General features: G+C 58.5%; 10 protein-coding genes and 2 tRNA genes. 4 read left to right on the top strand and 8 right to left on the bottom strand.

Annotation, left to right across the window (positions count from 1 at the left end; translation table 11 throughout):
• Nucleotides 1-83 precede the first annotated feature (83 nt).
• Together O2597_RS12970 and purU are read right to left on the bottom strand one after the other, a co-directional pair.
• On the bottom strand, nucleotides 84-776 hold the full coding sequence (locus O2597_RS12970) for a YfgM family protein (protein ID WP_269525503.1): 693 nt from the start codon (nucleotides 774-776) through the stop codon (nucleotides 84-86).
• Between the two features lie 49 nt (nucleotides 777-825).
• Nucleotides 826-1,677 (bottom strand): formyltetrahydrofolate deformylase, encoded by an 852-nt coding sequence (gene purU / locus O2597_RS12965; protein WP_269525501.1) that lies wholly within the window; start codon nucleotides 1,675-1,677, stop codon nucleotides 826-828.
• 175 nt (nucleotides 1,678-1,852) lie between these two features.
• On the opposite strand from purU, the gene O2597_RS12960 reads away from it, so the two are divergent.
• Nucleotides 1,853-4,552 (top strand): MGH1-like glycoside hydrolase domain-containing protein, encoded by a 2,700-nt coding sequence (locus O2597_RS12960; RefSeq protein ID WP_269525499.1) that lies wholly within the window; start codon nucleotides 1,853-1,855, stop codon nucleotides 4,550-4,552.
• 361 nt (nucleotides 4,553-4,913) lie between these two features.
• Here the strand turns inward: O2597_RS12960 and carB are convergent, their stop codons facing one another.
• Nucleotides 4,914-8,141 (bottom strand): carbamoyl-phosphate synthase large subunit, encoded by a 3,228-nt coding sequence (carB, locus tag O2597_RS12955; protein WP_269525497.1) that lies wholly within the window; start codon nucleotides 8,139-8,141, stop codon nucleotides 4,914-4,916.
• Between the two features lie 121 nt (nucleotides 8,142-8,262).
• Here carB and O2597_RS12950 point away from each other — a divergent pair, with 121 nt between their 5' ends.
• From O2597_RS12950 to O2597_RS12940, 3 genes are read left to right on the top strand one after another with little or no spacing between them, the layout of a single operon-like run.
• A complete protein-coding gene (locus O2597_RS12950) occupies nucleotides 8,263-9,852 on the top strand; it encodes a tetratricopeptide repeat protein (RefSeq protein ID WP_269525495.1) in 1,590 nt (529 codons plus the stop codon).
• Nucleotides 9,834-10,646, top strand: coding sequence for a hypothetical protein (locus tag O2597_RS12945; protein ID WP_269525493.1), 813 nt, complete (start codon nucleotides 9,834-9,836; stop codon nucleotides 10,644-10,646). The genes O2597_RS12950 and O2597_RS12945 overlap by 19 nt, the downstream gene beginning before the upstream one ends.
• 8 nt (nucleotides 10,647-10,654) lie before the next feature.
• Complete coding sequence (locus O2597_RS12940) at nucleotides 10,655-11,140, top strand: hypothetical protein (RefSeq protein WP_269525491.1); 486 nt, start codon at nucleotides 10,655-10,657, stop codon at nucleotides 11,138-11,140.
• A gap of 75 nt (nucleotides 11,141-11,215) precedes the next feature.
• On the opposite strand, the gene O2597_RS12935 is transcribed toward O2597_RS12940, so the two are convergent.
• The 5 genes from O2597_RS12935 to O2597_RS12915 all read right to left on the bottom strand — a co-directional run bounded on the left by O2597_RS12935 (nucleotide 11,216) and on the right by O2597_RS12915 (nucleotide 13,046).
• A tRNA-Thr gene (locus O2597_RS12935) sits at nucleotides 11,216-11,291 on the bottom strand.
• Between the two features lie 35 nt (nucleotides 11,292-11,326).
• Nucleotides 11,327-11,399 (bottom strand) — tRNA-Lys (locus tag O2597_RS12930).
• An 87-nt stretch (nucleotides 11,400-11,486) separates the two neighbouring features.
• Nucleotides 11,487-12,050 carry a DUF3106 domain-containing protein gene (locus O2597_RS12925; protein ID WP_269525489.1) on the bottom strand — a complete coding sequence of 188 codons (564 nt, stop codon included), beginning with the start codon at nucleotides 12,048-12,050 and terminating at the stop codon, nucleotides 11,487-11,489.
• Nucleotides 12,047-12,466: a hypothetical protein gene (locus O2597_RS12920; RefSeq protein ID WP_269525487.1), complete on the bottom strand. Its 420-nt coding sequence runs from the start codon at nucleotides 12,464-12,466 to the stop codon at nucleotides 12,047-12,049. Before O2597_RS12920 ends, O2597_RS12925 begins: the two co-directional genes overlap by 4 nt.
• Nucleotides 12,467-12,485: 19 nt before the next feature.
• A complete protein-coding gene (locus O2597_RS12915; RefSeq protein ID WP_269525485.1) occupies nucleotides 12,486-13,046 on the bottom strand; it encodes an RNA polymerase sigma factor in 561 nt (186 codons plus the stop codon).
• Nucleotides 13,047-13,098 lie beyond the last annotated feature (52 nt).

Raw genomic sequence — 13,098 nt, 5'->3', positions numbered from 1 at the left:
GGCGTAGAAGCCAGTTGCTTTGCCCATCCACAAAAAAAGCCTTCCGGAGGGGAAGGCTTTGAAAGTTGAAGCTGTTCAGTAAATCAATGCGCAGTCTGCTCGTAGTAGCGTAGGCGCTGTTGCCAACCGGTGGCACTGGTGAAGGCGTTGATTTGTTGGACATAGCCATCGTAGATTTCGGTCTGGCCGGCGACATCCGCCTCGACGGCTAGATGGTAGGCGGCTTCGGCGCGAATGGCTTCGGACAAGCTGGGGGCATCGGCGACGGCGGTGAGCGCGGCCAGGCCGGCGGCTGTGTCCCCCCCCTGATAGATCGCAAAGGCGGAGCCTATCTTGGCGCGGCCGGCGAGGGTACTGCCTTCCAATGCGCTTTGCGCCAAATCGTAATATTCGGTGGCGCGTGCGTAGTCCTTATCTTCGAAGGCCTGGTCGGCGACCATGAGGGCGGCAAAACCGCCGAGTTCCTTGTTTGCGTACTTCTGGGCAAAGCTGTCGAGGCTGTCGTCTGCCTTGGCACTCATGAAGGAGGCCTGCATATTGGCGATGGCTTTCTCCTTGTAGATGCGCATGCCCTGGAATGCGATGATGAGCAGGGCAATCACCGTAACGCAGCCGGAGATGAAGCCCTTGTTTTCCATCCAGTAGAGACGGAGGCGGTCTTCCAGGGAAATATCGACCGAGTCCTCTGTGTCGATCAGGTGGCGTTCATCGACCACGTCCTGTTGGTCATCCGGAAGGGTCGGGTTGTGAATCTTTTTCTTTTTTGGGCGGTGCATGATTGGAGTAGGAAAGTGCGAAGGTTAAAGGTGGAAAGTGGAGTGGGCTTTAGTCGAAAATCACGGTCTTGTTATTGTAGACCAGAATGCGGTTGTCGAGGTGAAGCCGGATGGCTTGGGCAAAGACCGATTTTTCCAGGTCCCGCCCCTTTCGGATCAGGTCCGGGATGGTATTCCGGTGGTTCACCCGGGTCACGTCTTGGTAGATGATGGGGCCTTCGTCAAGATCAGGCGTCGCATAGTGGGCGGTGGCTCCGATCAGCTTGACGCCCCGGGTATAGGCCTGGTGGTAGGGCTTGCCGCCGGCAAAGGCGGGCAGGAAGGAATGGTGGATGTTGATCACCGGGCAGCCGAGTTCGCTGAGGAAGCGTGCCGAAAGGATTTGCATGTAGCGGGCCATGACGACGAGTTCGACCCCATGATCATGGACGACTTGAAGCTGTTGGTCTTCAGCCGCCTGCTTGTTGTCCTTGGTCACCGGAATGTGGTAGAAGGGCAGGCCGTAGGTTTCGGTCGCTTCCTTTAAGTCCGGATGGTTGGAGATCACGCAGGCCAGTTCGCCATTGAGCTCGCCGGATTTGAAGCGCAGGATTGTGTCGTGGAAGCAATGTTCGATCTTAGACACGAACAGGGCCACTTTGGGGCGGTCCGTCGAGAGCACGACGCGGACTTTCATGCCCAGCTCGGTCGAGGCAAATTTCTCGAAGCTGGCGGCTTCTTCCTCGATGCGTCCGGAAGGGGACCATTCAACCCGTTGGAAGAAAATGTTGGCTTCCGGATCCTTGTGCTGGTCGGCGTGGTGGATATTGCTGCCGCGCAGGAAAATCCAACTGGAGACACGCGAAACGAGTCCCGGTTGGTCCGGGCCGGAAAGCAGTGCGATGATGGTGGGTGCGCTCATGGAAACCGACCAGCACAAGCATTATCAGTGGAGAGATCAAGCGGATATCGTGCGATTCGTCGGGGGAGCCGAGGGGACGGCAGGCGTCGCCATCGCGGCCAAGTTGCCTTGGGCGAAAGTTTTGTGAAATCCGCTTCTTGTTTGAACGCGTATCGTTCCTGCTCTACTTGTGGGTATGTTGGGAGCGGAAAAGCAACGTCTGGCCGAAGATAAGGCGCGGGAGAACAACTGGAAGCGCTGGGGCACGTATTTATCCGAGCGGCAATGGGGAACCGTGCGAGAGGACTATTCGGGAAACCAGGATAGTTGGGCCTATTTTACGCATGACCAGGCCCGCAGCCGTGCCTATCGATGGGGGGAGGATGGCTTGATGGGCTGGACCGACCGCGAGTGCCGGGTCTGCTTCGCACCGGCTTTATGGAACGGGAAGGATGCTATCCTTAAAGAGCGCCTTTTCGGGCTGAGCGGCAAGGAGGGCAGTCATGGTGAGGATGTGAAGGAGTGCTATTACTATCTGGATGCGACGCCGACACATTCTTACACCAAGGGGCTCTACAAATATCCGCATGCCAGATATCCCTACGAGGAACTGGTTCAAAAAAACCGGGGCCGGGACAAGAGTTTGGGTGAAGTCGAGTTGGCAGACCTTGGTGCGTTCAAGGACGAGGCATACTTTGATGTCCTGCAGGAAGTGGCGAAGCGTAGCCCGAATGATCTGCTGTGGAAGATCACGATTACAAACCGGGGCAACGCGTCTGCGCCGCTCCATGTCCTGCCCAGCATCTGGTTCCGTAATGTTTGGGCCTGGGGTTGCATCCATAAGGAGAGCAGGCTGCGACCGACATTGGAATTCGACCCGGAGGACGATGCGATCCGGCTCCATCATGAGGAGCTGGGTGAAATGCTGTTTCACTGCGAAGCCGATGGTGCGGCTGCCGGGGTCGAATGGCTCTTCACTGAAAACGAGACCAATCAGGAACGGATTTTTCATTCGAAAAGTGCCTCCCGTTACACAAAGGACGCCTTTCACCGTTATGTCATCAACCGCGAAGCCGGCGCGGTGAATCCAGCCCGACGGGGCACCAAAGCGGCGGCTCTCTGGCAGTTCGACATCCCCGCAGGAGCGACTGTCGTCGTTCGCTGCCGCTTGCACCCGGTGGAGGAGGATAACGGTCTGACCCGCCTGGAAGACTTCGAAGCGACCTTTGCGTCCCGGATTGCCGAGTGCGATGCCTTCTATCAAGACATGCTGCCGAAAAGGGTCAGTGATGAGGATGCCATGATCTGTCGTCAGGGCTACGCGGGCTTGCTCTGGACCAAGCAGTTTTACGAATATATCGTTAGTGACTGGATTCATGGCGATTCGGATGAGCCCGCCCCGCCCGAATCCCGGAAGCAGGGCCGCAATAGCGACTGGAGCCATTTCTTTGCCCGCGATGTTCTTTCCATGCCGGATAAGTGGGAATATCCGTGGTTCGCGGCATGGGATACGGCCTTCCACATGATACCGTTTGCCAAGGTCGATCCGGATTTTGCCAAGAGCCAGTTGCTGCTCCTGCTGCGCGAGTGGTACATGCACCCGAACGGACAGCTTCCGGCCTACGAGTGGAATTTTTCCGATGTGAATCCGCCGGTTCACGCCTGGGCGGTTTGGCGGGTCTATAAAACCGCCGACCCCAAGGGCCATCGTGACATTGAGTTCCTCGAACGGGCCTTTCAGAAGCTGCTGCTCAATTTTACCTGGTGGGTGAATCGCAAGGACGTCGAGGGGCGTCATGTCTTTGGAGGCGGCTTTCTGGGGTTGGACAATATCGGGGTCTTTGACCGTTCACGTCCGCTGCCGGGTGGCGGTTATCTCAATCAGGCCGATGGCACCGCCTGGATGGCATCGTATTGTCTGCTCATGCTTAATATCTCGATCGAGTTGGCCCGTGATCGCCCCGCCTACGAGGACATCGCTTCGAAGTTCTTCGAGCACTTCGTCAACATCACCGACGCGATCAATTCCCTGGGGGGCGACGGTCTTTGGGATGAGGAAGACGGGTTTTACTACGATCAGCTGATTATCGATCATAAGGAACCGATCCCGCTCAAAGTCCGTTCATTGGTCGGTCTGCTTCCGATGATTGCCGTGGCCGTTTTGAAGCAGGAAGTCATCGATGCGCTGCCCGGCTTCAAGAAACGTATGCACTGGTTTCTGGAAAACCGGCCGGAGCTGGCAAAATATGTCAGCTACTGCGACCGATGCACGGATGCGGGCAACCGGGGATCGGTGCGATTGCTCGCCATCCCGTCTCAGGAGCGATTACGCCGCTGTCTGGAGCGCCTGGTGGATGAAGACGAGTTTCTCAGCACCTTTGGAATTCGATCGCTCAGCAAGGTGCATGAGAAAAAGCCCTTCCAGTTCCGTCACGGAGGCGAATACAACGAAGTTCGCTACGTTCCGGGCGAGAGCGATAGCTGGATGTTTGGAGGCAATTCGAACTGGCGTGGACCGGTTTGGTTTCCCATCAGCTACCTCATCGTTGAGGCACTTGAGCGCTACCACAATTTCTACGGCGACTCGTTTACCATCGAAGCACCCGCGAGATCCGGGCAGGAATTAACCTTGAAGGAAGTGGCGGATCTCATCAGCCATCGCCTCATCTCCATCTTTCAGAAAGACGCCAATGGCTATCGTCCCTGCTTTGGAGGCGGCGTGGCCAAACGTTATGACGAAATCCCCGCTTGGGAAAACTTGGTCCTCTTCCACGAATACTTTCATGCGGAAACCGGGGAGGGCCTCGGTGCGAGTCACCAGACCGGTTGGACTTCCCTCGTGGTTCGACTCGTCCGTGAGCGCGCCGAAAAACTCACCGACTATTATGAGGCTTAGCGAGCTAGGGGTGGGGGATCGCATTCGATTGTATGAGTCGCGTGGTATTAGTGCCAGAACGGCACGATAAGGATATCGTGCCCTACCTGATAATGCTCTTTCTCCGGGAAGCTACCTGCTTCGATTCGTATTGGGTGGGGATCGTTACCTGTCGCGGCGTAGCTTTTAGCGAAGACGGATCCTTAACGATCCGCCGTTGTTGTAAGCGGGTGTCCTGCGGATGAACTCGTGTGAGTCGTGGTGCATTATTGGTCGCGCGGCACGATAAGGATATCGTGCCCTACCTTTGTGGAAAAATCTCCACAAAAAAGCCCGCCTTCAGACAAGGCGGGCTTTGGTAAAATCAGGCGTTTTCTTGTGCTTACAGCTTGTCGCCGTAGTCCTGGATCGAGCAGACGTTGTAGCCCTTCTCGCGGATCGAGCGGATCCCGTCGACTGCGGCGGACGCGGCAGAAATCGTGGTCATGATGCAGACGTTGTGCTTCACCGCTTCGGTACGGATCTGGTTTTCGTTCTGGCGGGGGACGGTGCCCTGAGGCGTGTTGATGATGAGGGCCACCTTGCCGTTCTTAATCAAGTCGATCACGTTCGGGCGCCCTTCGCTCAGGCGGTACACGCTCTTCACCTCGATGCCTTGGGAATTCAGGACCTTTCCGGTGCCGGCGGTGGCGATGATGCCAAAGCCGAGTTCGCTCAGGCCGCGGGCGATTTCGACCGCACGTTCCTTGTCGGCATCCTTCACGCTAATGAAGACGTCGCCGGAGTCGGGCAGGGAGGGCTTGGCGGCCATCTGCGACTTGGCAAAGGCGACACCGAGGTCCTCATCCAGGCCCATGACCTCACCCGTACTGCGCATTTCCGGGCTGAGCATGATCGGCGCGCCCGGGAAGCGGTTGAAGGGGAAGACGGATTCCTTGACGGCCCAGTAGGGCGGAATGATTTCCTCGGTGAAACCGAGATCCTTGAGCTTTTCACCGGCCATGACCCGCGCTGCCAGCTTGGCCAGCGGCTTACCGATCGCCTTGGAGACGAAGGGCACGGTGCGGGATGCGCGCGGGTTCACTTCGATGATGTACAATTCGTCGTCCTTGATGGCGTACTGCACATTCATCAGGCCGACCACTTCCAATTCTTTGGCCAGTGCGTAAGTTGCGTCGCGCACGGTGTTCAGCATGTCCTTGGACAGGGTGTGCGGGGGCATGACCATGGCGGCGTCGCCGGAGTGCACCCCGGCGAATTCGACGTGCTGGAGCATGCCGCCGATGACGGAAATCTCGCCGTCGGAAATACAGTCGACGTCCAACTCGTAGGCGTCCTCAAGGAACTGGTCGAGCAGGACGGGCTTGCCCGGAGCGGCGTCAAAGACCTCGCGGATAATGCCCTTCATCTCATTCATGTCGTAGACGATGAACATGCCGCGGCCACCCAGCACGAAGGAGGGGCGGAGCAGGATGGGGAAGCCGATTTCACCGGCCAGCTCGTAGGCTTGCTCCTGAGAGTTAGCGATACGGTTCATCGGCTGCTTCAGGCCGACGCGTTCCAGGATGTTGCGGAACAGGTTACGGTCTTCGGCCGCGTCGATCATGGACGGTGAGGTCCCGATGATATTCACGCCGTGGGCTTCGAGCTCGGTTGCCAGGTTGAGCGGGGTTTGGCCGCCGAACTGGACGATCGCGCCGTCGCAGCCTTCCTGGTAGTAGATCTCGAGTACATCTTCGAGCGTGAGCGGTTCGAAGAAGAGCTTGTCCGAGGTGTCGTAGTCGGTGGAAACGGTTTCCGGGTTGGAGTTGACCATTACGGTTTCGTAGCCGGCTTCGCGCAGGGCGAAGGAGGCGTGCACGCAGCAGTAGTCGAACTCGATGCCCTGGCCGATACGGTTCGGGCCACCGCCGAGAATCATGATCTTCTTCTTGTCGGTCTTCTTGATCTCGTTCTCGGCGCCGTAGGACGAGTAGTAGTAAGGCGTGAAGGCTTCGAACTCGGCGGCACAGGTGTCGACCAGACGGTAGTTGGTCAGGATGCCGAGCTTTTCTCGCTTCTTGCGCACCGCCTGACGGTTGGAGCCGACGAGGTCCGCGATGAGCGCATCGCTGAAGCCGGCTTCTTTGGCCTGCTTGAGCAGATCGAATTCGAGGCGGCCGAGGCTGAAGGTGCGAAGCGCGATCTCGATGTCGACCAATTCCTTGAGTTGCTGGAGGAACCAGGTGTCGATCTTGCAGAGCTCATGGATGTCTTCGACGGAAAGCCCATTGAGGAAGCCCTGACGCAGCCAGAATACACGCTCGGATGTGGAAACGCTGATGCCCTCGCGGACCTTCTGCAGGTCGCTGATCTGGGCTTCGAACTTCTTGGGGCCAACAAAGCCCTTGGCGCCGATTTCGAGTGAGCGGAGCGCCTTTTGGAAGGATTCCTTGAAGGTGCGGCCGATGGCCATGGCTTCGCCCACGGATTTCATGGCGGAGGTCAGGGTGGCATCGGCGCCGGGGAACTTTTCGAAAGTGAAACGCGGGATCTTGGTTACCACGTAGTCAATCGTGGGCTCGAAGCTGGCCGGCGTCTCGCGGGTGATGTCGTTTTGCAGTTCGTCGAGGCTGTAGCCGACGGCAAGCTTAGCCGCGATCTTCGCAATGGGGAAACCGGTCGCCTTGGAGGCGAGGGCCGAGCTGCGGGAAACACGCGGGTTCATTTCAATCACCACCATGCGGCCGTTATCGGGGTTGACCGAGAACTGGATGTTCGAACCGCCGGTTTCCACGCCCACCTCGCGGATACAAGCGAAGGAAGCGTCCCGCATGAGCTGGTATTCCTTGTCGGTGAGCGTCATGGCCGGGGCCACTGTGATGGAGTCGCCGGTGTGCACGCCCATCGGGTCAAAGTTCTCGATCGAGCAGATCACCACGCACTGGTCCTTGTGGTCGCGCATGACCTCCATCTCGTATTCCTTCCAGCCCAGCAGGCATTCTTCGACCAGCACCTCGTGGGTCGGGGAAATGTCGAGGCCGGATTGCACCATACGCTCGTACTCCTCGCGGTTGTAGGCGATCCCGCCGCCGGAGCCGCCGAGGGTGTAACTCGGACGGATAATGATGGGGAAATCACCGATCAGTTCGTCAGCCGCCTTGAGGGCATCGGCCAAGGTGTTGACTGTTGCGGAGCGTGCCACGTCGAGCCCGATCTTCAGCATCGCCTGTTTGAAGACATCGCGGGCTTCTCCCTTCTCAATGGCTTCAGGCTTCGCGCCGATCATCTCGACGCCGTATTTTTCCAGAATGCCTGCTTTGTTCAGGTCCATCGAGAGGTTGAGGCCGGTTTGTCCGCCCAGTGTCGGTAGCAGGGCGTTCGGGCGCTCCTTGGCGATGATCTTTTCCACCGCGTCAACCGTCAGGGGCTCGATGTAGGTCACATCCGCAAACTCCGGGTCGGTCATGATGGTAGCCGGGTTGCTGTTGACCAGTACCACGCGGTAGCCTTCTTCACGGAGGGCTTTACAAGCCTGGGTTCCGGAGTAGTCGAATTCACAGGCCTGCCCGATGACGATGGGGCCGGAGCCAATGATGAGGATAGTCTCGATGTCGGTGCGTTTTGGCATAAATTGTCGGTAGCGTGGGAGTTTAGGAACTCTATGCAAGCACGAACAAAGATTGCCTTCTCTCGCCCTGAATTTGTCTTTTCGCGTGGCAATTTATGGCTTCCCGCCTAACTTGGACAATATGTCTCGCAGTAAAACCCCCGCGATTGCGGTCGCAATCGTACTTTCCGCTCTGATTGTGCTGCCGGTTCTTGTTCTGATGGTCATGCGTGGCGGGTCAGACCAGCCTTTGGCGGATCCGGTGAACGGTTCCGGCGCAGCTACGACGGTTGATTATGATCTACGGCAGCTCTCGGAAAAAGCCCAGGGCTATCTGGACGGTGAATTGGCTGAAGCGCTCAAGCAGGGAGATGTGTCGCTCGACTATATGACCGAGCTCCGCAAGGAGTTCGACAAGGGCAATACTGCGCTGGTCGACGGCAAGGGGGAGCGTGCCCGCAAGTATTTGTCCGCAGTCGTCCAGTCGGCCGAGGTCCAGTTGGAGGCATTGGCTCTGGCGGACAAGGCGCGCGCTCTCAGCGAAAGCAGCTATGCACAATTACAGGAAATCGAATATCTGAAGAGCAGCTTTGGCAATACCTATGAGGAGGCCGTGGGGACCTATAACGAGGCGCTGCGCCAGCTCAATGGTGGTGAGTTTGCCGAGAGCGTTCAGGGCTTTGAGATGACCGGGGCGATCCTGGGCGATTTGGAAGCGCGTGCTTTGCAGCGTGTCGGGGGCTTGCTGGAGGCTGCGGAACAGGCCATGGCCGGCTTTGATCTGGAGGCCGCCAAGTCTGCCTATGAGGGCGTCTTGAAGATAAATCCCGAGCATGCCGGGGCTCGTGCCGGGCTCGAAAAGGTGGCAGCGATTGAGGGCATTGCCGAGGAGGTTCAGGCGGTACAGGCACTGGCGGAGGCCGGTAAGCTGGAAGAGGCGGTAGCGGCGCTGGATGCGCTGGCCCAGGCGCATCCGAATAATCCCTTTGTTGCCAGTCAGCGCAAAATTTTGAATGGCAAGATACAGGAGCGGGACCTCAAAGCCGCTCTGGTCAAGGTGGATGCCGCAGAAGCCGCCGGGGATTGGGCGGCTGCGGTGCAGGCCATGGAGGCGGCGCTCGCGATCCGCACGACCCCCGAGTTGCAGGAACGCATGGCCAGTCTGAAGGCCAAATACAAGGCCGCGCGACTGGAGGCCCTGCTCGCGTCCGGCTATGAAGCCCTGAAGACCGGGAATTACGAAAAAGCGAGGGATGACTACCGGGAAGCGTCCCAGCTGGCTCCGGATTCCAAGGAGGCACGAACCGGTTACGAGAAGGCATCGAGCCTCTTCCTTGCCAATATCCGATACACTCAGAATCTGGGCACCGCCCGCAAGTATATGGTGGAAGGGCGGTATCCGCTCGCCAGTAAGTTCTTTAATGAGGCCATGGCGGCCCGGCCCGGCAACGTGCCGGCGGTGCAAGTGGCCGAGGAGGCGAAGATTCGCTCCGCCCTGGAAGCCCAATCGGAAAAGGTCTCGGTTGTGATCCGGTCCGACAATCGCACCTATGTCAGCATCATTGGAGTTTTGCCGCCCGGTAAGTTGCGCACTGAGGAACTGAAGTTGTATCCCGACGTCTATACGGTTAAAGGAACGCGTAGCGGCTACCAGGACGTGGAGATTGAATTCAAGGTGGATGCGCTTGCGTCCTCCCCAACTGTCACTGTCGAATGCACCGAAAAACGATAACTCCGGGTGTCTGTTACCCCGGCCGCCTCGGGCGGGCCGGGCTGCTGTTGCTGTCGGCCTTGCTACCTTGGATTCTCCCGGCCGCGCCGGATCCCGACCTGTTTGACGGCCGGGTGTCCGCATCCGCATCCTCAGCAGCGGGTGGTTCTGGAGCAGAAACCGAAGAAGGACAGTCTGGCAGTAGCGGAGCGTCCGGGGGGGCGGCGGCGGATTCGGCTGACTCCGCCGAGGCGGGCGCTTCGGGCTCGGAACGCGACATGGGTGAGATCGCCGGTGTTGGTGGCGGACAGCCCGTCAATACAGGAAGCTCGAAGGACGCCGGCGGGGAATCCGGAGAACAGGCCAGTGGTGGTAGTGACGGTGGCGGTTCCACTGAAACGGCGGAGGCTCCGGATGGAGCTTCCGGTAGTTCGGTGACAGGTGGCTCCGGTGCCGCCGGAACTTCGGGAACCGAGGGCAGTGGTGGCACGCCTGCGAGCTCCGGGGGGAGTGGCTCCGGCGGTTCGGCCTCGGGGGGCGAAGATCGCAATTTCGAGGATTTCGGCTTTGGCGGTGCTAATGGTGCGCAGACTGTGGAAGTCAATAGCTCGAAATCCGGTCCCGGTACAGGGAGCGCGACGGGGGGGGCTTCTGGTGCCGAAGGCACTACGGGGAGCGGCACAACGGCGACTGGGAGCAATACCACCAGTGGGAATCAGAATACAGGCAACAGTGGAACGGGCGGATCAGGCTCTGCCCCGCAGACCGGCAGTGGTAGTGGTGATTACGGAACCAACATTCCATCGGGTATATGAACAACGCTATGGCAATATTCAGAGGCCTGAGGGCATCCCTTTTTTGCATCGTCTTGGGCGGCATGCTCGAGGTGTCGGCGGAGATCCGGGTGATTGATGAATCCGCCATTCCCTATACGGGCTTTTTGTCTAAGGCGGACTTTGACCAGCGCTTCCCCGGCGAACTTTTGCCGGATCCCTCTGCGCTCAGTTCGGGCTGGTATGTCATCTATGAGCACCAGTCGCTCAATTACTACTTCGGTCCGGTCCTCCTGCAGTCCACCGGCGAAGATTATCTGGCCGAACTCAAGGACATCGTGGAACAGGCGGTGGCCCAGCGTCCGGATATCCGTGATTATCGACTCGAGCTTAGTTTCGAGCCGACCTCGTCCTCCAGCAGCTCAAACTCGAATTCAGCTTCCAATCCGTCAAGCAGTCCCTCGGGCGGAACGCCTCAGACCTCCAGCAGTTGGAGCATCTTCGACTTTATTAAGAAGGTCTTTGGTCTCCGTTAATTGGTTTGGGCTCCAACCTACGCGAGTCGATTCTTAATAAAAAAGCCCTAAGTCATTGACCTAGGGCTTTTTAAGTGGAGCCACCTGTCAGGATCGAACTGACGACCTGATGATTACAAATCAACTGCTCTACCAGCTGAGCTAAGGTGGCCTTGGCATGATGCCGAAGTATATAAAAAGAAAGCCTACTGGATCGGGGACTCGAACCCCGAACCAATTGATTAAGAGTCAACTGCTCTACCAATTGAGCTAATCCAGCAGGCGACCTCGTTGATTTCTCAACAAGAAGGGGCGGATATTGTGATCCGCCCCCTGTGTGTCAAGTCCCTGATCAGAAAAAAACAGATTAATTTTCCGTGGTCCCTGTTGTCTCGGGAGACACGGGTGGAGGTGGAGGTGTCTCGTCGTCTGGTGGAGGGCCGGGACGGAACTTGCGCGGGGGACTTGGCAAGACGCCTTTGGCGTCAAAGGCCTCGGCTCGTTCCTCCGGGCTTAAGTCTCTGATTGACTGGAGGAAGGCGCGTCGTTCCTCCTTGGGCATCTCCTGCCACTTCTTGCGCATGGCTTCACGCTTTTCTTCGGGAATGGCCTCGTATCGCTTGCGCAGGTTGTCAAAACGGTCGGGAGACTGCTTTTGGATCTTGTCGATATGCCGGCGCATGACTTCGCGTTCTTCGGGGCTCATCTTTTCGATGCGCTCGATGGTGGTACGGAGTTCGGCTAGCTGGGCATTGTCCATTGAGAGCAGGTGCCGCAGAAGCCGCGCGTTATTGTCGGGGCGCGGGGCGCCTGCCTCTTGGGGAGGCGGTGGTCCTTGGGCCTCGGGGGCTGTCGCTTCTTCTGCCCCGAGCTGAAATCCGAAGCTAAGCAGGGCTGTGAGTATCAGGAGGTGAAGTCGATGGATTTTCATGACTGTAAGTCGTAGTAGAGTGCGTCGAAGGTGGCGAGCAGGCCGTTGGCGGAGATTTGCTCGGTGTCGATCTCGCTCAGGCCTTGGAGGCCCTCGTCGAGGAGGAAGGCTTCCTCCAGTGTTGGCGTATAAACCGTTGCATCGGTTTCGGTCTGCACGGTCGCCGGGCCGGGGGAGGTGATGGGGGCCGGTTGCTTGAAGATGAGGAAACTGAAGCCTAGGGCAATGGCGGCTGCCAGTGGGGCTGTCGTGCCCCAGATCCAAGCGCGGAGCGAGCGTGTGCGCCGGACTTGGGTACATCCGTCGGCGGCGGCGAGCACGCGGTCGGCAAAGCCCTCGGATGGACGCAGCGGTTTGCTGGACAGCAGGGAGTTGATCTTCTGGTCGAGCGGGTCGGGTCTGTTGGGTGTGTTCATGGTCCGGTGGGTGGGAGGCTTAGGCGGATGGGTAAAAGTCTTTGAGTTCGTTGCGGAGGTGCTGGCGGGCGCGGTGGATCCAAGTCTTCACGGCGCTGAGGCTTGCATTCATGCTGGTCGCGATTTCCTCATAGGCGAGACCTTGCTGCTGCAGTAGGAGGATCGCTTCGCGCTGGTTGTCCGGCAGCTCGGCCAGCGCCTTATGAAAGGCTTCCTCGATCTCGCGGGAGGCGTCGTTCTCTTCAGCCTGTTGTTGCATGGTGTAATCCATCGGATCGAGCAGGTCGAGCGGGCGACGTGCCTTTTTGCGGTAGACGTCGATCATGCGGCGGCGGGCCAGGGTGAAAATGTATGCATTGAAGCTGCCCCGTGGTTGATAGCGGGCGGCATTGCGGTAGAGGTCGACGAGTGTGTCCTGGGCAAGGTCCTCGGCATCGGCGCGATTGCCAACGGAGCGATAGAAAAAGTTAATCAGACGTGTTTGCCAGCGTTCGACCAGGCTGGAGAAGGCTTGCCGGTCGCCGTCCGCTACGGCACGCAGGCAGATGCTGTCGATGTCTTCGACGGGGGAGTCGCTCATAGTAGTCGTTGCTGGGCGCTGCCGTGCCCGCGCGGGAGTGCTGCTTAGGGCC

Origin of the sequence: Coraliomargarita parva (assembly GCF_027257905.1) — a bacterium.
Classification (GTDB): Bacteria; Verrucomicrobiota; Verrucomicrobiia; order Opitutales; family Coraliomargaritaceae; genus Coraliomargarita_A; species Coraliomargarita_A parva.
The sequence above is the reverse complement of the archived record's forward strand: the minus strand, read 5'-3'. Positions and strand labels throughout refer to the sequence as shown.

Excerpts from the sequence above, each read along its gene's own strand:
- O2597_RS12970 (WP_269525503.1), bottom strand. The coding sequence starts at position 776 with ATGCACCGCCCAAAAAAGAAAAAGATTCACAACCCGACCCTTCCGGAT.
- purU (WP_269525501.1), bottom strand. The coding sequence starts at position 1,677 with ATGAGCGCACCCACCATCATCGCACTGCTTTCCGGCCCGGACCAACCG.
- O2597_RS12960 (WP_269525499.1), top strand. The coding sequence starts at position 1,853 with ATGTTGGGAGCGGAAAAGCAACGTCTGGCCGAAGATAAGGCGCGGGAG.
- carB (WP_269525497.1), bottom strand. The coding sequence starts at position 8,141 with ATGCCAAAACGCACCGACATCGAGACTATCCTCATCATTGGCTCCGGC.
- O2597_RS12950 (WP_269525495.1), top strand. The coding sequence starts at position 8,263 with ATGTCTCGCAGTAAAACCCCCGCGATTGCGGTCGCAATCGTACTTTCC.
- O2597_RS12945 (WP_269525493.1), top strand. The coding sequence starts at position 9,834 with ATGCACCGAAAAACGATAACTCCGGGTGTCTGTTACCCCGGCCGCCTC.
- O2597_RS12940 (WP_269525491.1), top strand. The coding sequence starts at position 10,655 with ATGGCAATATTCAGAGGCCTGAGGGCATCCCTTTTTTGCATCGTCTTG.
- O2597_RS12925 (WP_269525489.1), bottom strand. The coding sequence starts at position 12,050 with ATGAAAATCCATCGACTTCACCTCCTGATACTCACAGCCCTGCTTAGC.
- O2597_RS12920 (WP_269525487.1), bottom strand. The coding sequence starts at position 12,466 with ATGAACACACCCAACAGACCCGACCCGCTCGACCAGAAGATCAACTCC.
- O2597_RS12915 (WP_269525485.1), bottom strand. The coding sequence starts at position 13,046 with ATGAGCGACTCCCCCGTCGAAGACATCGACAGCATCTGCCTGCGTGCC.